Genomic DNA, 24,332 nt, shown 5'->3' on the forward strand with positions numbered 1-24,332 from the left:
ACAAGCCGCGCCCCACCAAGCGTTCAGCGCCGGCCAAGTTGCTCCACGACGAAATCGACAAAGCTGCGCAGCTTGGGGGTAGGTTGCAGATCACGCGTCCGCACGATGTGGATATCGCGCAACGGCAGCGCCCACTCCGGCAACAATTGCACCAGTTGGCCGCTGGCAATCGCGTCGTCCAGCAAGACGTCCGCCTGCACCACGATCCCCATCCCGCACAACGCTGCCGTGCGCAGTGCCTGGCCATTGTTGGCAAGGAAACCACCCTGCACCGGTACATGCACCGTTTGCCCGTCAAGACTGAACCGCCAGGTGTGACTGCGCCCCCACGGCATGAAACCCAGGCATGCGTGGCTGACCAGTTCATCCGGGTGCCCGGGCGTGCCGTGGCGCTGCAGGTAATCCGGGCTTGCCACCGCCAGCATGCGCGACTGCTGCAGTGGCCGCGCAATCAGGTTGGTGTTGTCGAGCACGCCCGAGCGGATGGCAACCTCGAACCCCTCTTCCAGCAGATCGACCACGCGGTCGTTCAGTGTCAGTTCTACCCGCACCTGCGGATACGCCGCCATGTAACCGGCAATCACCGGTACCAGCCGGTGCGCGCCGTAGGATACCGGCGCGGTCACCCGCAAGGTGCCTTGCGGCGCCATCTTCAGCGTCTCCGCCACACGCTCCGCAGCGGCCGCAGCGGCCAGCACCTCGCGGCAACGCTCCAGATACACGCTGCCGACTTCGGTCAGCTTGTGCCGGCGCGTGGTGCGCTCCAGCAATCTGGCGCCCAGTTGCTGCTCCAGCGCGCGGACATGGTTGGCCACCATGGTGGTGGACAGGCCGAACCCCTCCGCCGCTGCCGCAAAGCTGCCCTTTTCCACCACCTGTACAAACACCGCCATGCTGGTCAGTTTGTCCATTCCAAACCTTGAGTGTCGATTGATTCAAGCAGCACCCACTTTATCAACCCCTGCACCGGGAAGACACTGGCAGCGTTCAATCACTCATTCAACCCCACCCGAGGTGCACCATGCCATCCCGCTTCTCCACCCTGTTTGCACTGCTCATCGCAGCGCTGGCTGCCAACACGATCGCCGCGCAATCCGCAACAGCGCCGGCTGCGCTGGCACTGCCCGACGACTGGTACCCGGAAAGCGTGGCGCGCGATGCGGATGGTGCGTTCTACGCCGGCAGTTGGCGCCAGGGCGCGGTAGTGCGCATCGCCGCCGATGGCAGCAGCCGGATGCTGGTGCCACCCGGCTCGAATGGCCTTGCCAATGTGCAGGGGGTACTGGTGGATGAAACCGCTCAATTACTGTGGGTATGCTCGGGTAATATGGGCTTCACCACGGTGCCGCAGACCCCCAGCGCCCTGAAAAGCTATGCGCTCGCCAGCGGCAAGCCGGTAGCCAGCTATCTACTGCCGGACCGTGGCTATTGCAACGATCTGGTGCAGGACAGCCACGGCACGCTGTACGTGAGTGATTCGAAAAACCCGCGTGTGCTGCGCCTGCCACGCGATGGTGCCGCACTGCAGGTATGGCTGGCGCTCGCCGACCATCCTGCAGGCAAGGATGGCTTTTTCTTCAACGGCATCGCGCTCGACGGCGACGACCAGCTTTACCTGAGCGAGGTATCCGCCACCGATCACCTGCTGCGCATCGGCATTACCGCAGACGGCACGCCCGCCGCACCGGCAACCATCCGCTTTGCACGCCCGCTGAAGAATGCCGATGCCATCCGCAGCGCCGGCCCGGGCAGGCTGGTAATTTTCGAGAGCAACGCGTTCGGCAACGACGGGCCGTACGGCGGCCAGATCAGCATCGCCAGCATTTCCGACAACACCGGCACGCTGCAGACGCTGGTTGCCGGTTTGAATGATCCATCGTCCGGCGTGGTGGCCGATGGGCGCGTGTATTTCATCGAATCGAAGTACGGGCTGCTGATCAAGCGCACGCAGGATAAACTGCCGATACCGCAGCACGTGCCTTTCGATTTGCAATCGCAGCCGTTGCCGTAAGCGGCAGTCGCCGCACTCACACCAGCGGCACAGTCACCAGCATGTTGGCATCGCGGCAGAGCAGCCAGCGGCCGTTTTCGCGCCGGAGCACGCTCAGCGTGTTGCCGGCGCGCTGCCTGACATCCCCCCCGTTGCGCGGGGTGATCGTCACCACCAGCCCGGTCCAGCAATACGCGTAGTCACCCTGCATGCGGATTTCCTCTACGGTCTGCGTGTAGTCGATGCCGTATTCGCCGATCACCGAGCGGAACACGGCGGCAAATGCAGCCGCACCGTGCATCGGCGGCTGGCCCGGTTGCAGGAACACCACATCATCGGTACACAGCGCCTGCAGTTGCGCCGCATCACCATGCTGCGTGGCTTCGCGCCAGTCCGCCAGCAGATCACGTATTGCCTGTTCATCCTGCATTCATCCCTCCTTGAAGGCCGTCCCGCTGCCGCGGCAGCAGCATTGGTACAGGCAGGCGCTAATCGGGCAGCCCGTTCAGCAGTGCTGCCTCATCCACCGGATCGATCTGCTGCGGCTGCATGTAGCGCTGCGCGTATTCCAGATACACCTGCGAACGGATGAACAGCCGGAACAGCCCCGGGTCCACATGTGCATCCTGTGCCATGCGTGCCATGATCTTCAGCGATTCGGACAAGGTCTTGCCTTTCTTGTACGGGCGATCGATAGCGGTCAGCGCTTCGAAAATATCGGCAATCGCCATCATGCGTGCGGTCAGACTCATCTCGTCACGCTTGAGCCGCTTCGGATAACCGGTGCCATCCATTTTCTCGTGATGGCCGCCGGCAATTTCCGGCACGCGCCGCAGGTGGCGCGGGAACGGCAGCTTGTTCAGCATCACGATGGTCTGCACGATGTGCTCGTTGATCTTGTAGCGCTCTTCCTCGGACAGCGTACCGCGTGCCACCGCCAGGTTGTAGATCTCGCCACGGTTGTACAGGTGCGCGGGCACTTTCATGTCGAAGCCATGGCCCTGCGGCAACTGATCGCGCGGGCCGCGCGCGAACACGTGGTCCGGCCGGTCTGCCAGCAGCGGCTCATCCACCGGTAACGCAGCTTCCGGCGCGCTGGCCTTGCGCTCGGCCTCTTCGTGCGAGATACCGATGCGGTCGGACAAGGTGCGGCGCCATGTCCTGGCGGCAATCGCCTTCACGCGCTCCACGCGGTCCGGCGCCATGAATTCGCCACCCAGATTGCATTCGGCAATGAAGGCGAAATCATCATCCAGCTGCTGCAATTGTTCATCCAGCAGCAGCTTCAGCCGCGCCGGATCGCCACCGGCCACCACCGCATGCCAGTAATCGATTTCCGCATCGCGCTTGAGCACCTCGAAGCGCATGCGCACCTCGTGGATGCGGTCATACAGCGTTTCCAGCTTGGTCGCCTTGTCGACCACGTATTCCGGCGTGGTGACCTTGCCGCAATCGTGCAACCATGCAGCAATATGCAGCTCTTCCCATTCATCCGGGCTGAGCGTGAAGGTGGCGTAGGGGCCGCTTTCGTCCCGCTCCGCCGCGCGCGCCAGCATCTTGGTCAGCTCCGGCACCCGCTGGCAGTGGCCGCCGGTGTACGGGCTCTTGGCATCGATGGCACCGGCAATCAGCTGGATGAACGATTCGAGCAATACCTTCTGCTCCAGGATCAGCCGCTGGGTTTCGATCGCAATCGCCGCCGTGCCCGATACCGCCCCTACCAGCGCCAGCAGCGCGTCATCGGTATGCTGGTTGCGCTCGTCCTGCAGCAGCACCAGTACGCCCAGGCACTCGTCCTGCTGGTTTTTCAGCGGCACCGCCAGCACGGTCAGCGGGTGATCGAATGAATGCAGCGAGCCGAACAGCAGCCCCAGCGCCAGTGCATCCAGCGATGTCTGGATGGTGCGGCCGGCTGCATATGCCTGCCAGGCCGGGTGTTCCGCGTCATCGGCGGCCAGTTGCGCCAGTTGCTGCACCGGCTCGCGCAGTGCGTTGCTGCCCCAGCGCGCCTGCGCAGGCCGCAGGCTGTCATCCACTTCATGCAGATAGATGATGCCGCCCGATGCGCGGGCAATATCGGTAGTCTCTTCCAGCAGGCGCGCGATCAGCGAGCTGAACTCTTTCTCGCTGGCCAGCGCCTGACCGATATCGAGGAAGTTGCGGATGGTCGACTTCATCTTGCCCATCGATCGGGCCAGTTCATCGATTTCGTAAATGCGCGAACGCACCGCGATAGGCTTGTCGAAGCGCAGCGCCTGGATTTCCTTGGCCTCTTCCACCAGCGCGCGGATCGGATTGGATGCCAGCCTGGACAGCCAGATGGCAATCAGCACCGAAACAGCCACCAGCACTGCAGTAATCATCAGCGAACGGGTACGCAATGCCATCGCGTCACCAAGCAGCTCCTCCTGGGGGGCGGCCACCGCCAGATACATGGGCGTGCCACCGGAAACCGGTATCGGGGCAAGAAAACCATGCCAGTCCTTGCCACCCACGTCGAACGCGGCCCCCGCACCGGCCGCCTCGCCCTGCTGTGCCAGCTTGTTCAGCGCCGGGATACCCAGCTCCTCCAGTTTGGCCAGATGAGCCTGCTCGCCCTGCTTCTGCCGGGTCAGCCGGGCCGGATCACGGTAAGCCAGCACATCCCTGGACGGGCTGAACAGCGCCAGTTCGGCGCTCGGGGAAATCCGCTGGCTGGCCAGCAGGCTGCTCAATTCACCTAGCGTGATATCGGCAGCCACCACCGCATCGCCATTTTCGCTGCGGCGTGCAAATGTCGTACCCACTTCTTTCACGCTGAAAAAAAGGTAGGGATCCGTCACATAAAGATCGGCCTGCCCGATCGCGGTTTTGTACCAGGGGCGCGTGCGTGGGTCGAACTGGTAATCGGGCTGCGAGCTATCGCGCATCAGTTGCAGGCCGGCATCGTAGAACAGGTATTTGCCGTGGATGCCATCCGCGCGATGCTCGACGCTCTGCACCATGAACATCGCCCCTTCAGGGGTTTCGAAACGCTGCTGCAGCAGTTTCGAACTGTCCAGGCGGCGCACCAGGAAGAAATCGCCGTTCTGGTACCCCACGTATACCGACGCAAGGCCGAAATTGCCGCGCAGCGCCTCGGCGAAGTACGGCAGGCTTTGCAACCGCTCGCCCAGCGAGCCGGCAAACATGATGCGCTGGTGCGACATCAGGTTCACCACCATGCGCGTGGGCTCGTAACGCGATTCGATGGTCTTGACGGTTTGCGCGCCAATGCGGTTGAACAGCGCTTCGGATGCGGACAGCAGCATGCGGCTGGTCTGGCTGTACTGGTAAGCAATGTTCACCATTGCAAACACTGCGATCAGGGCAACGAAAAGTGTAGAAATATGCAGGTACAGCGGGTAACGCGGGCGTAGTGGTTTTGCTTCCGGGATACTCATTGCGACACCGCCGTAAGTGGTTTTACCTGAGCTTATTCTTTGATTACATCAAGCTCAAGACTAGCCCGATAAACCTGCGCCAGCAGGCCATTTTCCCGCTGCGCCGCAACGCCGGGCGCAGGCACTCGTGCTAGAATTGCGCGGTTCCGATTTTCCAATTTATGGTCCATGGCACACGTACCCATGGCCGCACTGCCACGCATGGAGAGCAGCATGAGCAACTCGATTTTTGCCGCCGTCGAACTGGCGCCTCGCGACCCGATCCTGGGCCTGAACGAAGCCTTCAACGCAGATACCCGTGAAACCAAGGTGAATCTGGGCGTGGGCGTGTACTACGACGACAATGGCAAGATCCCGCTGCTGGCTGCTGTAAAGGCCGCTGAACAGACTCGCCTGCAAACCCAGCCGCCACGTGGCTACCAGCCTATCGAAGGCCTGGGTGCATACAACACCGCCGTGCAGAACCTGCTGTTCGGCACGGGTTCCGAACTGACCAGCGAAGGACGCGTGATCACTGCCGAAGCGCTGGGCGGCACCGGCGCACTGAAGATCGGTGCAGACTTCCTCAAGCGCCTCAATTCGGATGCCAAGGTCTACATCAGCGATCCAAGCTGGGAAAACCACCGCGCACTGTTCGAATCGGCCGGTTTCGTGGTCGAAAACTACCCGTATTACGATGCAAGCACCCGTGGAGTGAACTTCGCCGCCATGAAGGCTGCGCTGCTGTCGTACGCACCGGGCTCGGTGATCGTGCTGCACGCCTGCTGCCACAACCCGACCGGCGCCGACCTGTCGGATGCGCAGTGGGCTGAAGTGGTGGAAACCTGCCGCGAGCGCGGCCTGGTGCCGTTCCTCGACATGGCCTACCAGGGCTTTGCCGATGGCATCGAAGCCGACGCGGTTGCCGTGCGCCTGTTCTCGGCCTCCGGCCTGCAGTTCTTCGTATCCAGCTCGTTCTCCAAGAGCTTCTCGCTGTACGGCGAGCGCGTCGGCGCGCTGTCCATCGTCACCGCCAGCAAGGACGAAGCCAGCCGCGTACTCAGCCAGCTCAAGCGCGTGATCCGCACCAACTACTCCAACCCGCCCATCCATGGCGGCGCCGTGGTTGCTGCCGTGCTGTCCAGCCCGGAACTGCGCCAGCAGTGGGAAGACGAACTCGCCGGCATGCGTGAGCGCATCCGCGCAATGCGCACCGGCCTCGTCGAAGCCATCAAGGCGGCCGGCGTCACACAGGATTTCAGCTTCGTGATCGCCCAGCGCGGCATGTTCAGCTACACCGGCCTGACCGCCGCACAAGTGGAAACCCTGAAGAACGACTTCGGCATCTACGCGGTATCCACCGGCCGTATCTGCCTTGCTGCGCTCAACAGCAAGAACATCGGTTACGTGGCCCAATCCATCGCCAAGGTGCTCTGATCCCGCACCGCCGGACAGCATGAAAAAACCCGGCTGCGAAGCCGGGTTTTTCTTTGGGTGCCGTTGCTGTAACCGCTACTGCAAGCATTGTGGCAATCACAAGCTGCCGATGCGATCTCAGTGTTCTGCGTGTGCTTTTTCAGCCGGGGCCTTTTCTGCCGGTGCTTTTTCCGCGGCAGGTTTGGCACCGGGCTTGCTGCCTTCCGCCGCCTTGCCGTCGGACGTCGGTGCCTTCGATACCCCCAGGCAATCCTTCCAGTCTGCGCCCTTGGAGCCGGTGCTCAGTACGCAGTCGCCTTTCTTGGCAAACTTCGGCGTGACCGATGCGCCGCTGGGCGCTGCCGCTTCGCTGCCATGTGCATCCGCCTCGCCATGCGCGGCAGCAGGTGCCGCTGCAGCCGGCCGCGCGTCGGCATTTCCACCACGGCCAGCTTGCTGCTGCGCTTCATCAAGCTTGAGTTCCAGATCGTGGATTTCGTCCCGTTTTTCCTTGAGCTCTTCACGCATTTTTTCCACCCGCCCTTCCGACTCCTTGCGCAAATCGACTGACTCGGCCAGCGCGGTCTTGAGCTTGATGATCTGCTCCACATAGCCCTTGCGCTCGAACTGCCGCTTGGCCATGCCGATACCCACCCCGATGCATACAAGGATGATCACCGCCAGCACGCCGCCACCGATCATCAGTGGCAACATCAGCTTCCTGGCTTTGGGTTCCGCCGGCTGGGCGGCTTCTGCGTGAGTGGGTTCGGACATGATCTCAATCAAAAATGTATATAAAGCGGACGAGACAGCTTAGCCAATAGCGGCCTGCACTGGCTTAAAAATTTTCGCTGCCGGGCACAAGCTGATTGAACAGGCCCTTCAGCGCCGGCAGATCACCCTCGTAGGCAAACGGCACGCCATCGGCGCGCATCGGCACGAACAACCGACCTGCCAGCGTATATTTTCCTTCGCCCTGCACCGCACGCCATGCCTTGAGCAAGCCGGACAGATTGGCCGTCACCTCCACCGGCACCAGTGCCTCGCCCAACGCAGGCAGCGTCACGCGCTCATGCGATACGCCCTGCGCCAGCGGCTTGCCGGCAATCGCCAGCGTGGTATCGAGCCCGTCGATCGGTATATCGACCTTGTTGGGATTCTGCACCCGCAGCGTCAGCACGAAACGCTGCTCCAGCAAGCCCGCCTGCTTGAGGCGAACATCGGCAATGCTCAGCCGCGGCTTTTCGAAATGCTCCGGTATGCCGGCACATGCGGCCAGCCACAGGCAGGCCATCAACAACAGATAACGCTTCATCATTCGGCCCCTTTCATCGCGCCCAGCCGGCTGGCCAACTCGCCTTCGATCACCAATGCGCCCGCGGTATCCGGGTGCACCACCGCCAGCGTCACATCGGCCTCGGCCACCAGCTTGCCGTTGTCGGCGCGCACGATACGCTGCGTCACGATGGCAGCGCGCTCTTCCAGTTGTGCCAGTTGCGTTTCGATCACCAGCACATCGCCCATCGTCGCCGGGCGCTTGTAGCGGATGTCGATCCGTGTCACCACCAGCGCCAGTTGCTGCTGCATGAACCAGCCGATGTCGCTGGCATCCTCCAGCAAGCCCCAGCGCGCCTCTTCCAGAAACTCCAGGTAACGTGCATTGTTCACGTGGCCATACAGGTCCAGATGGTAACCGCGGACCTTGATTTCGGTTTTGTGCAGCATCGGTTTAGCCGTTGGTCAGGAAATGCCACGAATTTTAGCACTTTGATTTCTGGCGGGTCTTGGTGATAATCGGTCGCATCCCTTGCTGGCCCAACTAACATCAAATCCAATGGACCTGCGCCACTCTCGCCCTTTTCGCATCTGCCTGCTGCTGATCGCCATGCTGGTGTTGATCGCCGGTATTGCACCCTATTTCATCGAAGCGGAATGGATACGCAATCTGCTGGTCACGCAAATCGCCCGTGATACCGGCCGCACGCTCAATGCCGCCAGAACCCGCGTAGTGCTGCTGCCGCGCCCGGCGCTGCTGCTGGAAGACACCACGCTATCCGAGCCGGACAGCGCCGCCATTTTCGCCAAGACCGATACCGTGAAGATCACGCTGGCGCCATGGCCGCTACTGTCGGGCAAGCTGGAAATCGCCGCCATCGATTTCGAACGCCCGGCATTGCTGATCGAGCACCGCGGTGACGGCAGCTACAATTTCGAAGACCTGCTGCAGAACCACCAGCCCAACAGCAAGCTGCGCTTCGGCCTGAACCGCCTGCGATTCACCGGTGCCCGCTTCGATTACCGCGATGCGTTTCTTGGCGAAACCGCCAAGCTGGGGCCGCTCAATTTCACCATGGACAACTTGGCCGATCCGAAGAATGGCCGGCTGGATGTGGATGGCCGGCTGGTGATCGGCTCTGAGAAAGACCCGCTCTGGCAAGGCGCCATCAAGGCCGATGCCGCGATGCGTTATCACGAGATACAGCGCAATCTGCTGGTGAACGACTTGCAGATCGCGCTGACGCAGGACGGCGCCAGCCGCCCCAGTGTCGATCTCAAAGGCGTGGCGCTGCAGATCACCGGCAACCTGATTTATGGCTGGCAACCACTGCGCCTGACCGGCGGCCAGCTCAAGCTCACCGGGCAAGGCCAGCGTGCCGACCAGTTCTGGAAGGGCGAGCTGACCATTCCCGAGATACGCCTGACCGAGAACCAGCTGGGGCTGTACCGCTCCAGGTTGAGCCTGAACATGCAGAGCCATGGACTGCGCTTCAACGCCGGTATCTCCTTGCCGTCGCTGGCGGCCACGCAGCAAGGCACCATGCATGCCAGCGATGCCGTACTCAATGTCTACCTGAAAAGCCCGAAGCAGACGCTGGCACTGGATTTCAAAACCCCGCTGGAACTGCATGGCGGTACCGTGGCACGGCTGCCCGGTTATCAGTTGACCGGCCAGTACAGCAGCAGCGCGCTACCGCGTGGCGCCATCCCGCTGATGCTGGCGGGCGATGCCATGCTCGACCTGCGCAACGAATCGCTGCAAGTCGCCAGCCGTGGTGATTTCGACAAGGCCGCGCTGACCGCGCACTTCGATATCGATGACTTCGTCAAACCGCGTTACCGCTTCCAGTTCGACCTCGCCAAGCTCGATCTCAGCCCCTATCTGCCAGCAGTGACCGAAGGCGCCAGATCGGTCGATGCGGATAGCCCGCTCGATCTGGGTTTCCTCGATACGCTCAATGCCGAAGGCGAGCTGCGCATCGGCGAGCTGGTGCTGCAGAAACTGCATGTCGATGACCTGTCGATGAAGCTGGCCGCGCATGACCGCAAGCTCACGCTCGATCCGCTGGCCGCCACGCTGTACGAAGGCCAGTTGCAAGGCCGGCTGGAGCTGGACGCCAGCAGCAAGGTACCCAGTTGGCGCATCGCCCAGAAACTGTCGGACATGAACGTCAACACCCTGCTGGCGGACGTACTCGATACCAGCCGCTTTGAAGGACGTGGCCACCTTGACCTCGACATTGCCGCCACCGGCAACAAGCTGTCGGACGTCAAGAAAACCGCCGGTGGCGATGTGCGCGTGTTGCTCAACAAGGGCGCCATACGCGGCATCGACATCGAAGCGCTGCTGCGCGCCGCCAGCCGGCAGCTCAAGGCCATGCAGGGTGAATCCGCGCCCATCCTCAACCTGGATGCGCGCACACGCTTTTCCGAACTGAAAGCCACTATGCAGCTCAAGCATGGTGTTGCTACCAATGATGATCTCAATGTCACCGCCGGCGTGCTGCAGCTCAAGGGCGAAGGCGTGCTGGATCTGGCCGGTGGCGCCATCGATTACAAGCTGATCGCCAGCGCCAACCCCAAGGTGCCGGAACTCAAGGGGCTGGCCGGCCTGCTGTTGCCGATCCAGCTGGCCGGCACGCTGGGGGCCCCCGATTACCGTATCGATTACGCCAGCCTGCGCGATCAGATCCTGATACGACAAAAAGCCGAGGAAGAAGCCAAGGCAAAAGCCGCCAAAGCCGCCGAGCAGGCGCGCCTGAAACCGGTACCCACGAAGAAGCCCGCAGCGCCGGCAGCCGCGGCCAGAAAGAAATGAGCACCACCCGCTTTGCGCCGCGCCTGCTGGCCTGGCACACCGGCTACGGCCGGCATGACCTGCCATGGCAAGTGAACGACCCGTACCGTGTATGGCTGTCGGAAATCATGCTGCAGCAAACGCAGGTCACCACGGTCATTCCGTATTACCAGCGGTTTCTGGTGCGCTTTCCCACCGTTGCCAACCTTGCCGCTGCCACGCAGGATGACGTGCTCGCGCACTGGAGCGGGCTGGGCTACTACAGCCGCGCGCGCAACCTGCACGCGGCCGCGCAGATGGTGATGAGCCGCTTTGGCGGCGTGTTTCCGCAAGATCCGCTCACCATCACCGAGCTGCCCGGCGTGGGGCCATCCACAGCGGCGGCCATCGCCGCGTTCTCGTTCAATGTGCGCAGCCCCATCCTCGACGGCAACGTCAAGCGCGTGCTGGCCCGCTGGGCCGGCATCAGCGGGTTTCCGGGCGAAAAGGCCATCGAAAGACAGCTGTGGCAACTGGCTGGCAGCCTGCTGCCCGATAACCCTGCCGACATGCCTGCGTATACGCAGGCGCAGATGGATCTGGGCGCCACGGTGTGCACGCCCCGCAAACCGGCCTGTCTTGCCTGCCCGGTCAGTGATGACTGCGTGGCCCGCCTGACCGGCCGGCAGCTCGAGCTGCCTACCGCAAAGCCGAAGAAGAAAATTCCCGAGCGCCATACGGTGATGCTGCTGATCCACGATGCGCAAGGCCGCTTGCTGCTCGAGCGCCGCCCCCCCAACGGCATCTGGGGCGGGCTGTGGTGTTTGCCGGAAACGCCGTCGACACTGGATGCGGTGGCAGACAGCCAGCAGCGTCTCGACATGACCATCGCGCTGGAACCGGCGGGCGCGGATTTCGTGCATGTGTTCACACACTTCCGCCTCACCATCACGCCACAACCGGCGGTGCTGCTGGCGCAGGGCAACGCCGTGCACGATGATGACCGCCGTTGGTTCAGCCGTGAACAGGCCTTGGCGGCCGGCATTCCCACGCCGCTGCGCAAACTGCTGAGCGCATGAAAAAACGGGCCTGCTGGCCCGTTTGCGGTTTGAACATCATGCCGGATACCGGCATGGGTGATTTACTTGAATGCGTAAGTCATACCCACCGACATCAGGTCGGCATCCGACTTCACGCCGCGGTTATCCACCGCATTGAAGTAGCGGGTGTACCCGGCACGCAGGCCTACAGCTTCATTGACCTTGAAGTTCACCCCCAAACCCAGGCTGGGTGCAACGCGCCATTCGTTGTCGGAAACGCCGTTATAGCTGGATTTGACGTACAGCGGGTTCAGGCCGGCAGTGCCATACAGGCCGAAGCGGTCATTCAGCGGCACGGTACCCACCGCCTGGAAGGCGATACCCTGCGCGCTGTATTCCGAACTGTTGACACCCCGGTTGGCGGTCATCTTGCCCAGATTGAGATAACCGGCTTCCAGCGCGAAATTGGGCGAGAACTGATAACCGGCACCCACACTACCGGCAAAATCGGTTTCATCCGAGCTCGCACCCGGCCCCAGCCTGGCGGTGGCATCGTCGGCGTCGTAACGCGATTGCCCGATATCGCCATACATATACACATTGCTGCCACCCACCGGGGCGGCGAATACGGCTGTGCTCAGGCCCAGTGTGGCAATGGCCAGAAGTGTGCGTGCGTTTTTCATGTGCGGGTTCTCCATGTGCATCAGTGAAATACTCAGCCCGCGCTGTTGCGGCGCGGCACTGATCCGGTACCCATGCTAAGAACCTGCGGCGCCGGACGCTGTGACCGATTACCCGGCTGTGAATCATCACACCGTGCAACTTTCTGATTCCTGCACTGCAACACACAATGGCGGGTACGCCGGTTACAATCACGTTTTCACCTGCAACAAGGCTTGTTAACACTCGTTTCACGGTCGCGTCGGGTCGCAAAAAGGCCGGATGCAAGGCACGCAACGCAGGCAACGGCCGGCTATTGCCAAGGCGCGTCAAGCAATGGCTGTTTGCGACGCGGCTCTGCAGGTTCGGGATATTCCGGGCAGCCTGCTGTGTTGCAAACCACTTGCGGTATCGTACCGCGGCGCGCTTCACAGTCCTGCTTGCCATGCCGGGCTGCCCGAACGCAACTGCGAACCGAGTGTTAACAAGCCCTGACCCATACAAGGACCCCTGCCATGCCCGTCAACCTGCCCGAACTCGATCCTGCAAGCCTGTACCCCGTCGCTGGCGTGGAACTGGGCATTGCATCAGCCGGCGTGAAAACGCCAGGCCGACGGGACGTGCTGGTGATCAGGCTGGCAGAAGGCGCGCGTGCAGCCGGCGTTTTCACCCTGAACAAGTTCTGCGCGGCACCGGTGCGCATCTGCCGTGACCACCTGGCGGCAGGCGGCAACATCCGCGCGCTGGTGGTCAATACCGGCAACGCCAATGCCGGCACCGGCGTGGACGGCTACAATCGCGCGCAGCAAAGCTGCGAAGCACTCGCCGGCCTGCTGGATATCGAAGCGGCGCAGGTGCTGCCATTCTCGACCGGCGTGATCCTGGAGCCACTGCCGGTGGAAAAAGTCATCGGTGCACTGCCGGCTGCCATTGCCGACCTGCAGCCCACCCACTGGGCCGAGGCCGCACGCGCCATCATGACCACCGATGTCGCGCCGAAAGCAGCGTCGAAGCAGGTGGAAATCGGCGGCAAGACCATCACCATCACCGGCATCAGCAAGGGTGCCGGCATGATCCACCCGAACATGGCCACCATGCTGGGCTACGTCGCCACCGATGCCGCTATCAGCCAGCCACTGCTGCAGCAACTGGTGAGCTGGACGGCGGATCGCTCGTTCAACAGCATTACCGTCGATGGCGACACCAGCACCAACGACAGCTATATCCTCATCGCCACCGGCCAGGCCGGCAATGCCGAGATCGATGATGCCGGCAGCGCCGATTTCGCCACGTTCCGCTCGGCACTGCTCGACGTTGCGCAAACGCTGGCCAAGGCCATCATCCGCGATGGCGAAGGCGCCACCAAGTTCATGACCATCCAGGTCGAGGGTGGCCGTGACCGCGCCGAGTGCAAGGCGGTCGGCTACGCCATCGGTCGCTCGCCGCTGATCAAGACCGCGTTCTTCGCCAGCGACCCCAACCTGGGCCGCATCCTGTGCGCCATCGGCTATTCTGCGGTGGAAGACCTGGATGTCGACAAGCTGGAAGTGTGGCTGGGCGATGTGCTGGTGGCAGAAAAAGGCGGCCGTGCCGCCAGCTATACCGAAGCACAGGGCCAGCGCGTGATGCAGCAAGCCGAGATCGACATCACCGTGAAGCTCGGCCGCGGCAGCGAAGAAGCCACCGTATGGACGTGCGATTTCAGCTACGACTACGTGAAAATCAACGCAGACTACCGCAGCTGATCCCGCGTATCGTCTGGCGCCTGCTCCACCGCATGGTCAGGCCCGGCTCATCCCTGGCCTGATCGCAACAGCAGGAGGCACGCGCATGACACACTGGATCTACCTCGCCATCGCCATCGTTGCCGAAGTGATTGCCACTTCGGCGCTCAAGGCCTCCGCCGGCTTCAGCCGGCTGATTCCCAGCAGCATCGTGATTGCCGGCTACGGCATCGCGTTCTACTTCCTCGCCCTCACGCTGCGCACGTTGCCGGTCGGCGTTGCGTATGCAGTATGGTCGGGCGTCGGCATCGTGCTGGTGTCGCTGGTGGGCTGGGTGGTCTACAAGCAGGCGCTGGACGCCGCCGCCATGGGCGGCATGGCGCTGATCATCGCCGGCGTGCTGGTGATGAATCTGTTCTCCCGCTCCGTACCGCACTGAGCCACCGTGACCGCACTGCTGCCAACCACGCTGCTGTTCATCCTGACCGCGCTGGCCGAAATCGCCGGCTGCTACCTGCCATGGCTATGCCTGAAACGCGGCGGCTCGCCGTGGCTGCTGCTGCCGGCTGCGCTGTGCCTGGCGCTGTTCGCGTGGCTGCTGACCCTGCACCCCAGCGCAGCCGGCCGCACCTATGCCGCATATGGCGGCGTCTACATCGGCGTAGCGCTGTTGTGGCTGTGGATCGTGGAGGGCATCCGTCCGACCGGCTGGGATCTGCTCGGCGGCGCAGTCGCCATCAGCGGCATGGCCATCATCATGCTGGCACCGCGCTCCTGATCAATCGGCAAACAGGTGCAGCGCTGCATATTGCAGCAGCATGATGGTCTTGCCATCGGCAATCTCCCCGCGCGCCATCATCGCCAGGCTTTCTGCAAACGGCAGCTCCAGCACTTCGATATCCTCGCCTTCCGCCTCCACGCCGCCGCCATTGCCGATCTTCGATGCCGGGTCGTACTCGGCCACGAAGAAAAACAGCTTCTCGGTCACCGAACCCGGACTCATGAAGGCCTCGAATACCTTCTGCACCCGTTGTACACGGTAGCCGGTTTCCTCTTCCACCTCGGTCTTGATGCGTTGCTCGGGTGTGGCGTTATCGAGCAAGCCGGCAGCGGTTTCGATCAGGAAGCCATCGTGGCCGTTCACATACGCGGGAAAGCGGAACTGTCGGGTCAGGATCACGCTGCGCTGCGCCAGGTTGTACAGCAAGATGGTGGCGCCGTTGCCACGGTCGTAGGTTTCGCGGCTTTGCCGCTGCCAGTTGCCGTCGTTGCGGCGGAAATCGAAAGTGGTTTTTTTCAGCAGATACCAGTCATGCGACAGCACCTGCACGTCGACGATCCTGATGCGCTCGGCATCAGCCTGCATGGATTGTTCCATTGATGTCCCCGGCAAGATGACAGCACCCGGGCAGGTGCTATACTGCGCAGCAAGGTATCGTGCAATTTCGTGCATGGTCAAGATTTTTCGTGCAAAGGCCATGTTAACCAGCCAGAGAAAGCAGCACATCCTTGCCATCCTGCAGCGTGACGGCCAAGTAATCGCCAAGGCCGTCAGCCAGGAGCTGGCGCTATCGGAAGACACTATCCGCCGCGACCTGCGCGAGCTGGCGGCGGAAGGACTGCTGCAGCGCGTGCATGGTGGCGCACTGCCGGCATCCCCGGCGGTGGCGGACTTTGCCAGCCGCAACCACATTGCAGCGGATGGCAAAGCACGCATCGGCCGCGCTGCTGCACAGATGATCGGTGATGGGCAGATAGCCATCGTCGATGGCGGCACCACCGCCGTGCAGCTGACCAGGCAATTGCCGGCCAGCCTGCATGCCACCATCGTCACCCACAGCCCCAGCGTGGCGGTAGAGCTGGCATTGCACCCGCACGTGGAAGTCATCCTGATCGGTGGCCGGCTGTTCAAGCATTCGGTGGTAACCATGGGCACCGCCGCACTGGCCGCGCTGGCGCATATCCGTGCAGACCTGTTCTTCATGGGGGTAACCGGCGTGCATGCCCAGGCGGGCCTGAGCACCGGCGATCTGGAAGAAGCGCATATGAAGCGCGCGCTGATGCAACACGCGTCCGAGACCATCGTGCTGGCCTCCGCAGAAAAAATCGGCGCGGCATCCGCGTACGTGATCGCGCCGCTGGCCGAAGCCAGCGGCATCATCACCGAAACCACCATCGGTGATGCGCAGCTGGCACCGCTGCGCGGCGCCGGTATCGTCATCACGCAAGTCTGACAGGTTGGCGGTGGCGAGGGCAGAAAGCGCAAAATCTGCAAACCCACTCCCCGTACAGTGACTGCCAGGAGGTCGCATGAAACACAGTACGCAGCAGCTTTACGCCAGCCGGCTTGAAGCGGTGATCGTTTACCTGGCAAAGCACCTGGATGCCGATCCGGACATGTACCGGCTTGCCGATATCGCCTGCCTGTCGCCGTTCCACTTTCACCGCGTGTGGCACGCGTGGATGGGCGAAACGGTGGCCGATACGGTAAGGCGCTTGCGCCTGCACCGGGCATCCGGCGAACTGACCCGCTCGGCCATGGCGCTGGGCAAGATCGCCAGCAATGCCGGTTACGATTCACCCGCTGCGTTCAGCCGGGCATTCAGGCAGGCATTCGGCCTGCCGCCCAGCTCGTTCCGTGCGTTGCACGCCTCCGGTTATCCACCCGACGAGGAGCACACCATGCAACAGGTCAGCATTGAAACAATCGGCCCGATCACGCTCGCCAGCGTGCCGCACACCGGGCCATACATGGAAATCGGCCAGGCGTTCGACCGCCTGTACGTCTGGGCGCGCAAGCAAGGCATCGATGCCGACCGCGAGCGGTCCTTCGGCGTGTATTACTGCAGCGGCGAAGAACTGCCCGCCAGCGAGCTCAAATCCGCGGCAGCAATGACCTTGCCCGCCGGCCACAAGGCCGCCGATGGTGTGGAAACACTGACCATCCCGGCATTGCGTTGCGCCACACTGGAGTATATCGGGCCCTATGCCGGCCTCACCCAGGCATGCGGCTGGCTGTATGGCGAGTGGCTGCCGCAGCACGGCCACCTGCCCGGCAATTTCCCGGAGTTCGAGGAGTACACCAACGATCCGCGCACCACGCCGCCATCCGAGCTGCGTACGCTGATCCGCATTCCGTTGGCAAATTGACCGCAGGCGGGCGCAGCAGGCATCCGCGCTGGAATACCGCCGTACGATTTGCGCAAGCATGAAAAAGGACCAGGGGGCTCACGCCCCCCGGTCCTTTCAGGAATCAGTCCTTACCTGGCCAGGGTAGCTACCGGTACGGTTCCGCAACTTCGAGGGCAAGGTTCCTCGTATCGTCGTGGTCGAGTTGGGTAGAGGGTTTGAAGGCCCGGAACAAGTTCATCAACGCATCGTTGACCGTACTCGCTAAGCCTTCCATGAAGTCGAATCGCATTGCGATCTCCTGCGAAGGTTTCACTATCTACGTCGTGGATTTTGCTGACAGGTATCGCCTCACCAGTCACAGGCAGCGGCCGGTGCGGCGAATCGTTGCCGGAGTGTCGTCTCCGGCCGCGCGGCATGCCTGTTGGCATGCCCGCCTGTTTGCACAACCGAACGTCCGTCACGGCCCAATTGCAATGACGGCGTAATCACTCTAGCACCTGCCCCTGCGCAAGGTCAAACAAGCCTGCATGAAATTAATCAGCACCAAAACAGCCACTTAGGTTATTTCCGCAAGTCTATCAGGCAAAACGGCAAGGACAAGCCAGCGGCTGCGGTTTACCCTGATGCTTTCCCGCTCATACTGTCGTCACGCCATGGATCAGCACCCACTCGCCCCGTATTTCCAGCAGCTCATCGAGCGCACCGACACCTTGCTGAGCCGGCTTGAAGCCGGCCTGCCACCGGCCATACCGGCGCAGGATTGGCAGGCAGAAGCCTACCGCTGGCGCAAGCCGCATGATCGCGGCTATCTGGAAGCAGTGCGCCACCCACACCGGGTGCAGCTGTCTGACCTGCAGAATGTCGAGCTGCAGAAGGGGCGTCTGCTGGCGAACACCCGGCAGTTTGTCCACGGCAACCTAGCCAACAATGTATTGCTGACGGGTGCGCGCGGCTGCGGCAAAAGCTCGTTGGTGAAGGCAGTATGGAACGAATTCCGCCCGCAGGGGCTGCGGCTGATCGAGGTGGAGAAAACCCATCTGGTCGATCTGCCCGATATCGTGGCGCAGGTGGCGGACCGGCCCGAGCAATACCTGATTTTCTGCGACGACCTCAGCTTCGAGGAAGGCGACTGGGGCTACCAGGCACTCAAGACCGCGCTGGATGGCTCGATTGCCGCACCCAGCGCCAACGTGCTGATCTACGCCACCTCCAACCGCCGCCACCTGCTGCCGGAATACCACGACGAAAACCGCCAGACGCGTTACGTGGATGGCGAAATCCACCCGGGTGAGGCCACCGAGGAAAAAATCGCGCTGTCCGAGCGCTTTGGCCTGTGGCTATCGTTCTATGGCTTCAGCCAGCAGGAATACCTGACTGCCTGCCGCCACTGGAGCGATACGCTGGGCGGCGGCGCATGGAACGACACGGCAGAGCGCGCTGCACTGCAATGGGCGCAGGGCCGTGGCGCACGCAATGGCCGCGTGGCGTGGCAATTCGCGCGTGACTGGGTGGGGCAGGAAAAAGAAGGCCGGGATGCGTGATTGCCACGCATCCCGACCGGAGGATGGAGCCATGTGAGCCTGCTGCGGCAATCAGGCTGTGGCCTGTTGCAGCACCGGGCTCAGTAAATCGGTCATTTCGCCATGCATCGGTTGCGCCACCTGGCGCAATCTGTCCAGCGTGTCGTCTGCCAGCAAAACCGGCGGTAGCGAGATCAGGAAGCGCGCGGCCTCTTCCGCCTGCCATTCTGTCAACGGAATAGTCCGCTTGGGCACAAAGAACGCGGGGCGCCCGGTTTCCAGCAGCATTTCGGCCAGGCCACGCAGCATGACCAGGCGGGCGCCACGCAAAAGATAGCTGCTCTCATCCTGTACAATCAGCACATTCAACGCCGCACCCCAGCCTGCGCGGATCACCAGTGTTTGCGGCGCGAAGGCCACAATCACGCACAAGGTGGCGGATTCGGCCACCAGCGTACCCATCTGGCGTATCAACCGGTGGTCCGGCCCGCCCTGCAGTTCTATGACGCGCTTCATGTCAGCCCCAAGCTTACAAAAGCTTTTGTGAATATTAGCAACCAAACTTGCATGAATTCAAGTTTATCAAGCAATTTCAAACATTTATCTACGGGAAAGTACCAATGAGCAGTGGCAAGTCGGTCGCAGTGGCGGCAGGCATCCTGATCAAACCTGACAACAGTTTCCTGCTGGGCAGCCGGCCGGCCGGCAAGCCCTACGCAGGTTACTGGGAGTTTCCCGGCGGCAAGCTGGAGGCGGGCGAAACGGCATTCGATGCGCTCAAGCGCGAGCTGATCGAGGAAATGGGCGTGATCACCACCGCCGCAACGCCATGGATCGTACAAACCTTCAGTTACCCGCATGCGACAGTGCGGCTGCATTTCTTCCGCGTCAGCGGCTGGCAGGGCGAACCCACGCCGCACGAAGGCCAGCAATTTGCCTGGCAACAACCGGGGGCGCTCAGTGTATCGCCCATCCTGCCAGCCAATGGCCCCATCCTGCGCGGCCTGTTGCTGCCGGACCAACTGGTGCTGTCCAACGTCGCCGGGCTGGGCGAGGCCGCCTGGCTGCAAAAGCTGGCAGCGCGCCTGGCTGGCGGCCTGCGCTGGCTGATCCTGCGCGAGCCACAGTTGCCGCCTGATGCCTATCGCACGCTGGCGCTGACCGTGCAGCCGCTCTGCCGTGCGGCCGGTTGCCGGCTGATCGTGCATGCGGATATCGCGCTGGCGCAGCAGATCGGTGCGGATGGCGTCCAGTTGCCTGCGCGCCTTGCCGCCACGCTGACCGAACGCCCCCGTGGCATAGACTGGCTGGGTGTTTCTGCGCACAGCAGCGCCGAACTGCTACAGGCCGAACGTATTGGCGCCGACTACGCGCTGCTAGGCCATGTGACGCCTACCGCATCGCACCCCGATCAAACGCCGCTGGGCTGGGACGGCTTTGCCGATCTCGTCGGCCGCGGCTGGCCCTTTCCCGTTTATGCTCTGGGCGGCATGCAGCAAGGCGATACCAGCCGCAGCCAGCATCTCGGTGGTCATGGCGTGGCCATGCTGTCAGCGGCCTGGGCATGACCGTCAAACCGGCTGTCCGGCTACTGCTGGGCGTCTTCGCCGCCATCAGTGCCACGCTGATCCTGGCGATCAATCTGGGTTGGCGGCCCGATTGGCTGCAATCGGCAGCGGCAGTCCCGACACTGGATCTGGCCTGCCCCGATCTCGCCCGGGGTTGCAACTTCAAGCTGGGCGACAAAGGCTACCGCATCACCACCGATGGCCCCATCAGCGGCAAGCACCCGATGCAGCTCGATCTGGCCGGCCCCGCCACATCGGTTCACGCCAGTTGGCAGATGGCCGGCATGGCAATGGGCCCGAACCGCTACCGATTGCAGGCAGGCGGTACAGGCACCTGGCACACCAGCACGCTGCTACCGATCTGCACACAGGGCCGGCATGATTGGCTGCTGATACTGCAGATCGATAGCCAGATCGTGCAAATCCGCACTATCCAGCAATAAGCAGCTACTGATATGTTGGCGGCGCGCCACACCTAACTGTGCTGAAACGGTGCATACCGTGCGGCTATCGCCCGGGTGGCGTCAACGTAATGACGGGACGCTATCCTTACGCGATAATCGGCAAATGAAATCAGGGTTATTGCTTACCGCCGCCATGCTGGCGCTCTCGTGCATCCAGGCTGCCTCGGCCAAGGTGTACCAGTGGCGCGATGCCGATGGCAACGTGTTTTATTCTGACCAGCCGCCGGCAGGTCAGGTCGCGCGTGAGCGAACCATACGCCAGAACGTGATCAACTCCGGCACGGCCAGCGCCCCCAAGCGCGAGGCAAGCCCGAGCTACGCAGTCACGTTGTACATCAGCCAGGGTTGTGGCTTGCCATGCGAAGAAGCACTGGGCCTGCTCGATAGCCGCAAGGTCGAATACGAAGTGCGCACCGTGGGCAGCTCCGAAGCCGAAATGATCCAGTTCATCAACGCGGTGGGCAGCATGAGTACCCGGCCGCCGGTGATGATCATCGGCAAGGAAGTGATCAAGAACTGGGATCGCGCGATCTGGAGTGCGGCACTGTCCAAGGCCGGCTTCAAGTTGCCGCAACGTTAACCTTCCTGTCAGCAGGCTTGTGCCGCTACACGCAAACCGCGTTGCCAGCCCGCCCGGCAAGGCCACTCCGGCTAGCCGGCCCATTGCGCGCCCATCCCATCGGCCCGTGGCATCCGCTACACTGCCGGCTTTAGCATGGAGTGCCCGCAATGCGCTTTGCCACCTGGAACGTCAACAGCCTGAAAGTGCGCCAGCAACAGGTGCTGGACTGGCTTGCCGCCAACCCGGACCTGACCGCGCTGGCACTGCAGGAAACCAAGATGGAAGACAGCGTCTTCCCGCAGGCCGAGATTGAAGCTGCCGGCTACCATGTCGCCTTCATCGGCCAGAAAACCTATAACGGCGTCGCCATCATTTCGCGGCAGCCGCTGACCGATATCCAGTACAACCTGCCCAACTTCGATGACCCGCAAAAGCGCGTGATCGCCGCTACCGTTGCAGGCGTACGCTTCATCTGCGCATATATCCCCAATGGCCAGTCGCTGGACTCGGACAAATACCCGTACAAGCTGGCGTGGCTGGAAGCGATGAATGCCTACCTGATCGACGAGATCGCACGGCATCCCAAGCTGATCCTGGCCGGCGACTACAACATCGCCCCCGAAGACCGCGATGTGCACGACATCACCAAATGGGCCGGCGGCGTACTGGTTTCCCCGGCCGAGCGGGCAGCGTTTGCCGGCATGATCGCACTGGGGCTGACCGATGCATTCCGCAATTTCGAGCAGGCAGAAAAATCGTTCAGCTGGTGGGATTACCGTGGCTTCTCGTTCAAGAAGAATGCCGGTTTACGCATCGATCACCTGCTGATCACCCCGGACCTCACCCGCAAGCTGACGGCAAGTGGCATCGATATCGAACCGCGCAAGCACGAACGGCCTTCTGACCACACCCCGGTCTGGGCCAGCTTTACCGACTGAGGAATAGCCATGGATAAAAGCAAACTGCTGTCCGGCAGTTGCCTCTTTTGTGACCTGAGTACTGACGAACTGCATGGCCTGGCGCAACACGCCGAGCTGCGCAGTGTCCGTGCCAAGCAGGTGGTGATCGCCCAAAGCACGCATGGCGATGAAATGTATGCGGTGTTGCACGGCCGCCTCAAGGTATCGCGCACCAGTGCCGAAGGCCGCGAAGCCACGCTGGCCATCCTTGAAGGGGGCGAAGTATTTGGCGAGATTGCCATGCTGGACGGCGGCTTGCGCACCGCCAGCGTGGAGGCACTCGAACCTTGTGAATTGCTGGTGCTGCAGCGCGATGCGGTGCTGGGCCACCTGGAAACCCATCCCAAAGTAATGCGCCAGCTGATTGCAGCGCTCTGCCACCGGCTGCGCAGCGCCGATGAATTGCTGCAGGATGCGCTGTTCCTGCCCATGACGCAGCGCTTGGCCAAGGTATTGCGCCAGCTGGGCGAACAACACGGTGCCAGCGGCCCGAACGGGGTGCTGATCGATCTCAAGCTCACCCAGCAGGAAGTGGCCAACCTGGTTGGCGCCAGCCGCGAATCGGTGAACAAGCAATTGAATGCATGGGAAAACGAAGGGCTGATCGAACTCGTCAGCAGCGGCTATATCCGCTTGCTGAAACCGGAACTGCTACCGGTCTGAGCGCGGGAAAACCCTCGCACACGCATCAATCGCGTTCTATCGCATCCCGGCGGCGGCGGATCACATTGGTCAGCCGGGCAATGCACACCAGGCCACCCGCCTCGTTCTCGATCCGGATATCCCACACGTGCTGGCTGCTACCCAGCCGTATCGGCCGCGCAGTGCCGGTTACCCGGCCACGCGTGGCCGGGCGCAAATGGCTGGCATTGATTTCCGATCCCACTGCATAGAATCCTTCCGGGTTGACGACCATATTGCTGGCGAGGCTACCCAGCGTTTCGGCCAGCAGGCACGATGCGCCCCCATGCAGAATGCGCATCGGTTGCACGGTACGTGCGTCCACCGGCATGGTGGCAGACAGGAAATCATCGCCTATTTCGGTGAAAGCGATATCGATGTAGGGGACGACGGTATCGGCGCAGAGCCGCTCCAGATCAGCAATGGTATAGCTGCGATGCCAGATCGACATGGATCAATTCCAGATTTCGGGTTTTGCAAAGCGGGCGTGAGGCACAGGCGCCCGCCTGTCCTGGTTACTTCTGGGCCACCTGCTGGGTAGGCGGTACCCATGCGTAGTAGTTCTTCCATGCGCCATACACCAGATTGGGGTACTCGGCGCGGCCTAGGCTACCGTTATAGCGGCCCAACGCACGGAAGAGGTCCCCATTTTCGATATCCAGGTAATGGCGCAGGATGGTGCAGCCATAACGCAGGTTGGTGGCCAGATCGAACAGGCTTTGCTGCGGCGTGCCGATCTGGCGCTGCCAGAACGGCATCACCTGCATCAGCCCGCGCGCGCCCACCGGGCTGAGCGCATAGCGGTTGAAGCCGCTTTCCACGTGGATCAGCCCCAGCACCAGTTGCGGATCCAGCCCGGCGCGGGTGGCTTCGTACTGGGCAATGGTCAACAGCTTCTTGCGCATGAACTCGTCGGGGATGCGCTTGGCAAGCCGGTCGCTCATTTCATCCAGCCACGCCTGCCCTTCCGCCGCATTGGTGAACACCAGCCTGGGCTGTACGCCATCGGCAATGGCGCGCGACATCGACGACTGTACCGAATCGGACAGCGTCTCTTCGCGCTGTGCACCAGCCATGGCAGTCGTCATGGCCGCCAGCAGCAGCGCGCCGGTGGCCAAGTGTTTCAGCAGCGGTTTTCGTAGTGATAAGTGCGGCATGATC

Annotated in this window: 27 protein-coding genes; 15 read left to right on the forward strand and 12 right to left on the reverse strand. The window is 62.3% G+C overall.

The genetic code is table 11. The features are described from left to right. Nucleotides 1–23 precede the first annotated feature (23 nt). On the reverse strand, nt 24–911 hold the full coding sequence (locus tag IGB42_RS18275) for a LysR family transcriptional regulator (RefSeq protein ID WP_159674367.1): 888 nt from the start codon (nt 909–911) through the stop codon (nt 24–26). Between the two features lie 110 nt (nt 912–1,021). Here IGB42_RS18275 and IGB42_RS18280 point away from each other — a divergent pair, with 110 nt between their 5' ends. Next, nucleotides 1,022–2,011: a hypothetical protein gene (locus IGB42_RS18280; RefSeq protein WP_159674368.1), complete on the forward strand. Its 990-nt coding sequence runs from the start codon at nt 1,022–1,024 to the stop codon at nt 2,009–2,011. A gap of 16 nt (nt 2,012–2,027) precedes the next feature. Here IGB42_RS18280 and IGB42_RS18285 read toward each other — a convergent pair whose 3' ends face one another. From IGB42_RS18285 to IGB42_RS18295, 3 genes are read right to left on the reverse strand one after another with little or no spacing between them, the layout of a single operon-like run. Beyond that, a complete protein-coding gene (locus tag IGB42_RS18285; RefSeq protein WP_159674372.1) occupies nt 2,028–2,420 on the reverse strand; it encodes an SgcJ/EcaC family oxidoreductase in 393 nt (130 codons plus the stop codon). A 58-nt stretch (nt 2,421–2,478) separates the two neighbouring features. Beyond that, the gene (locus IGB42_RS18290) at nt 2,479–5,412 is read right to left on the reverse strand and encodes an HD domain-containing phosphohydrolase (RefSeq protein WP_159674374.1); all 2,934 of its coding nucleotides are present in this window, start codon (nt 5,410–5,412) and stop codon (nt 2,479–2,481) included. 32 nt (nt 5,413–5,444) lie between these two features. Further along, complete coding sequence (locus IGB42_RS18295; RefSeq protein WP_159674376.1) at nt 5,445–5,627, reverse strand: hypothetical protein; 183 nt, start codon at nt 5,625–5,627, stop codon at nt 5,445–5,447. On the opposite strand from IGB42_RS18295, the gene IGB42_RS18300 reads away from it, so the two are divergent. Beyond that, the gene (locus IGB42_RS18300) at nt 5,626–6,828 is read left to right on the forward strand and encodes an amino acid aminotransferase (RefSeq protein ID WP_159674378.1); all 1,203 of its coding nucleotides are present in this window, start codon (nt 5,626–5,628) and stop codon (nt 6,826–6,828) included. The two genes, IGB42_RS18295 and IGB42_RS18300, sit on opposite strands and share 2 nt — an antisense overlap. Before the next feature lie 117 nt (nt 6,829–6,945). Here IGB42_RS18300 and IGB42_RS18305 read toward each other — a convergent pair whose 3' ends face one another. The 3 genes from IGB42_RS18305 to IGB42_RS18315 all read right to left on the reverse strand — a co-directional run bounded on the left by IGB42_RS18305 (nt 6,946) and on the right by IGB42_RS18315 (nt 8,532). Further along, nucleotides 6,946–7,581 carry a hypothetical protein gene (locus IGB42_RS18305; protein WP_159674380.1) on the reverse strand — a complete coding sequence of 212 codons (636 nt, stop codon included), beginning with the start codon at nt 7,579–7,581 and terminating at the stop codon, nt 6,946–6,948. A gap of 64 nt (nt 7,582–7,645) precedes the next feature. Next, the gene (locus tag IGB42_RS18310; RefSeq protein WP_159674382.1) at nt 7,646–8,125 is read right to left on the reverse strand and encodes an LEA type 2 family protein; all 480 of its coding nucleotides are present in this window, start codon (nt 8,123–8,125) and stop codon (nt 7,646–7,648) included. Continuing rightward, nucleotides 8,122–8,532 carry a thioesterase family protein gene (locus IGB42_RS18315; protein ID WP_159674384.1) on the reverse strand — a complete coding sequence of 137 codons (411 nt, stop codon included), beginning with the start codon at nt 8,530–8,532 and terminating at the stop codon, nt 8,122–8,124. The genes IGB42_RS18310 and IGB42_RS18315 overlap by 4 nt, the downstream gene beginning before the upstream one ends. Before the next feature lie 109 nt (nt 8,533–8,641). On the opposite strand from IGB42_RS18315, the gene IGB42_RS18320 reads away from it, so the two are divergent. Continuing rightward, the gene (locus tag IGB42_RS18320) at nt 8,642–10,903 is read left to right on the forward strand and encodes an AsmA family protein (RefSeq protein WP_159674386.1); all 2,262 of its coding nucleotides are present in this window, start codon (nt 8,642–8,644) and stop codon (nt 10,901–10,903) included. Further along, a complete protein-coding gene (gene mutY / locus IGB42_RS18325; protein ID WP_159674388.1) occupies nt 10,900–11,940 on the forward strand; it encodes an A/G-specific adenine glycosylase in 1,041 nt (346 codons plus the stop codon). The genes IGB42_RS18320 and mutY overlap by 4 nt, the downstream gene beginning before the upstream one ends. 62 nt (nt 11,941–12,002) lie before the next feature. Here the strand turns inward: mutY and IGB42_RS18330 are convergent, their stop codons facing one another. Then, on the reverse strand, nt 12,003–12,584 hold the full coding sequence (locus tag IGB42_RS18330; RefSeq protein WP_159674390.1) for an outer membrane beta-barrel protein: 582 nt from the start codon (nt 12,582–12,584) through the stop codon (nt 12,003–12,005). Nucleotides 12,585–13,076: 492 nt separating this feature from the next. Between IGB42_RS18330 and argJ the strand changes: the two genes are divergently transcribed. The 3 genes from argJ (at nt 13,077) to IGB42_RS18345 (ending at nt 15,063) form a co-directional block, all read left to right on the forward strand. Further along, entirely contained in the window at nt 13,077–14,306 is a 1,230-nt protein-coding gene (gene argJ / locus IGB42_RS18335) for a bifunctional glutamate N-acetyltransferase/amino-acid acetyltransferase ArgJ (protein ID WP_159674392.1), read from the forward strand. Nucleotides 14,307–14,391: 85 nt separating this feature from the next. Then, entirely contained in the window at nt 14,392–14,724 is a 333-nt protein-coding gene (locus IGB42_RS18340) for a multidrug efflux SMR transporter (RefSeq protein ID WP_159674394.1), read from the forward strand. 15 nt (nt 14,725–14,739) lie between these two features. Continuing rightward, nucleotides 14,740–15,063 (forward strand): YnfA family protein, encoded by a 324-nt coding sequence (locus IGB42_RS18345; protein WP_159674569.1) that lies wholly within the window; start codon nt 14,740–14,742, stop codon nt 15,061–15,063. Here IGB42_RS18345 and IGB42_RS18350 read toward each other — a convergent pair whose 3' ends face one another. After that, nucleotides 15,064–15,663 carry an NUDIX domain-containing protein gene (locus tag IGB42_RS18350; RefSeq protein WP_236822641.1) on the reverse strand — a complete coding sequence of 200 codons (600 nt, stop codon included), beginning with the start codon at nt 15,661–15,663 and terminating at the stop codon, nt 15,064–15,066. A gap of 100 nt (nt 15,664–15,763) precedes the next feature. Here IGB42_RS18350 and IGB42_RS18355 point away from each other — a divergent pair, with 100 nt between their 5' ends. From IGB42_RS18355 to IGB42_RS18365, 3 genes are all read left to right on the forward strand, one after another. Next, on the forward strand, nt 15,764–16,519 hold the full coding sequence (locus tag IGB42_RS18355; RefSeq protein ID WP_159674396.1) for a DeoR/GlpR family DNA-binding transcription regulator: 756 nt from the start codon (nt 15,764–15,766) through the stop codon (nt 16,517–16,519). Nucleotides 16,520–16,595: 76 nt separating this feature from the next. Continuing rightward, nucleotides 16,596–17,435 carry a GyrI-like domain-containing protein gene (locus IGB42_RS18360; RefSeq protein WP_159674398.1) on the forward strand — a complete coding sequence of 280 codons (840 nt, stop codon included), beginning with the start codon at nt 16,596–16,598 and terminating at the stop codon, nt 17,433–17,435. 635 nt (nt 17,436–18,070) lie between these two features. Next, nucleotides 18,071–18,958: an ATP-binding protein gene (locus IGB42_RS18365; RefSeq protein WP_159674400.1), complete on the forward strand. Its 888-nt coding sequence runs from the start codon at nt 18,071–18,073 to the stop codon at nt 18,956–18,958. Nucleotides 18,959–19,009: 51 nt separating this feature from the next. Here the strand turns inward: IGB42_RS18365 and IGB42_RS18370 are convergent, their stop codons facing one another. Further along, nucleotides 19,010–19,453 carry a hypothetical protein gene (locus tag IGB42_RS18370; protein ID WP_159674402.1) on the reverse strand — a complete coding sequence of 148 codons (444 nt, stop codon included), beginning with the start codon at nt 19,451–19,453 and terminating at the stop codon, nt 19,010–19,012. Between the two features lie 104 nt (nt 19,454–19,557). On the opposite strand from IGB42_RS18370, the gene IGB42_RS18375 reads away from it, so the two are divergent. From IGB42_RS18375 to IGB42_RS18395, 5 genes are all read left to right on the forward strand, one after another. Beyond that, nucleotides 19,558–20,505, forward strand: coding sequence for a Nudix family hydrolase (locus tag IGB42_RS18375; RefSeq protein ID WP_159674404.1), 948 nt, complete (start codon nt 19,558–19,560; stop codon nt 20,503–20,505). Beyond that, nucleotides 20,502–20,948, forward strand: coding sequence for a hypothetical protein (locus IGB42_RS18380; RefSeq protein WP_159674406.1), 447 nt, complete (start codon nt 20,502–20,504; stop codon nt 20,946–20,948). Before IGB42_RS18375 ends, IGB42_RS18380 begins: the two co-directional genes overlap by 4 nt. Nucleotides 20,949–21,072: 124 nt before the next feature. Continuing rightward, nucleotides 21,073–21,549 carry a glutaredoxin family protein gene (locus IGB42_RS18385; RefSeq protein ID WP_159674408.1) on the forward strand — a complete coding sequence of 159 codons (477 nt, stop codon included), beginning with the start codon at nt 21,073–21,075 and terminating at the stop codon, nt 21,547–21,549. Between the two features lie 149 nt (nt 21,550–21,698). Next, entirely contained in the window at nt 21,699–22,469 is a 771-nt protein-coding gene (xth, locus tag IGB42_RS18390; protein WP_159674410.1) for an exodeoxyribonuclease III, read from the forward strand. Nucleotides 22,470–22,478: 9 nt separating this feature from the next. Beyond that, complete coding sequence (locus IGB42_RS18395; protein WP_159674412.1) at nt 22,479–23,153, forward strand: Crp/Fnr family transcriptional regulator; 675 nt, start codon at nt 22,479–22,481, stop codon at nt 23,151–23,153. Between the two features lie 25 nt (nt 23,154–23,178). Here the strand turns inward: IGB42_RS18395 and IGB42_RS18400 are convergent, their stop codons facing one another. Then, the gene (locus IGB42_RS18400) at nt 23,179–23,622 is read right to left on the reverse strand and encodes a hotdog fold thioesterase (RefSeq protein WP_159674414.1); all 444 of its coding nucleotides are present in this window, start codon (nt 23,620–23,622) and stop codon (nt 23,179–23,181) included. Nucleotides 23,623–23,686: 64 nt separating this feature from the next. Then, nucleotides 23,687–24,328, reverse strand: a complete 642-nt coding sequence (locus IGB42_RS18405; RefSeq protein ID WP_374705059.1) for a lytic transglycosylase domain-containing protein — start codon at nt 24,326–24,328, stop codon at nt 23,687–23,689. Nucleotides 24,329–24,332 lie beyond the last annotated feature (4 nt).

This window comes from Andreprevotia sp. IGB-42 (assembly GCF_009848685.1).
GTDB lineage: Bacteria > Pseudomonadota > Gammaproteobacteria > Burkholderiales > Chitinibacteraceae > Andreprevotia.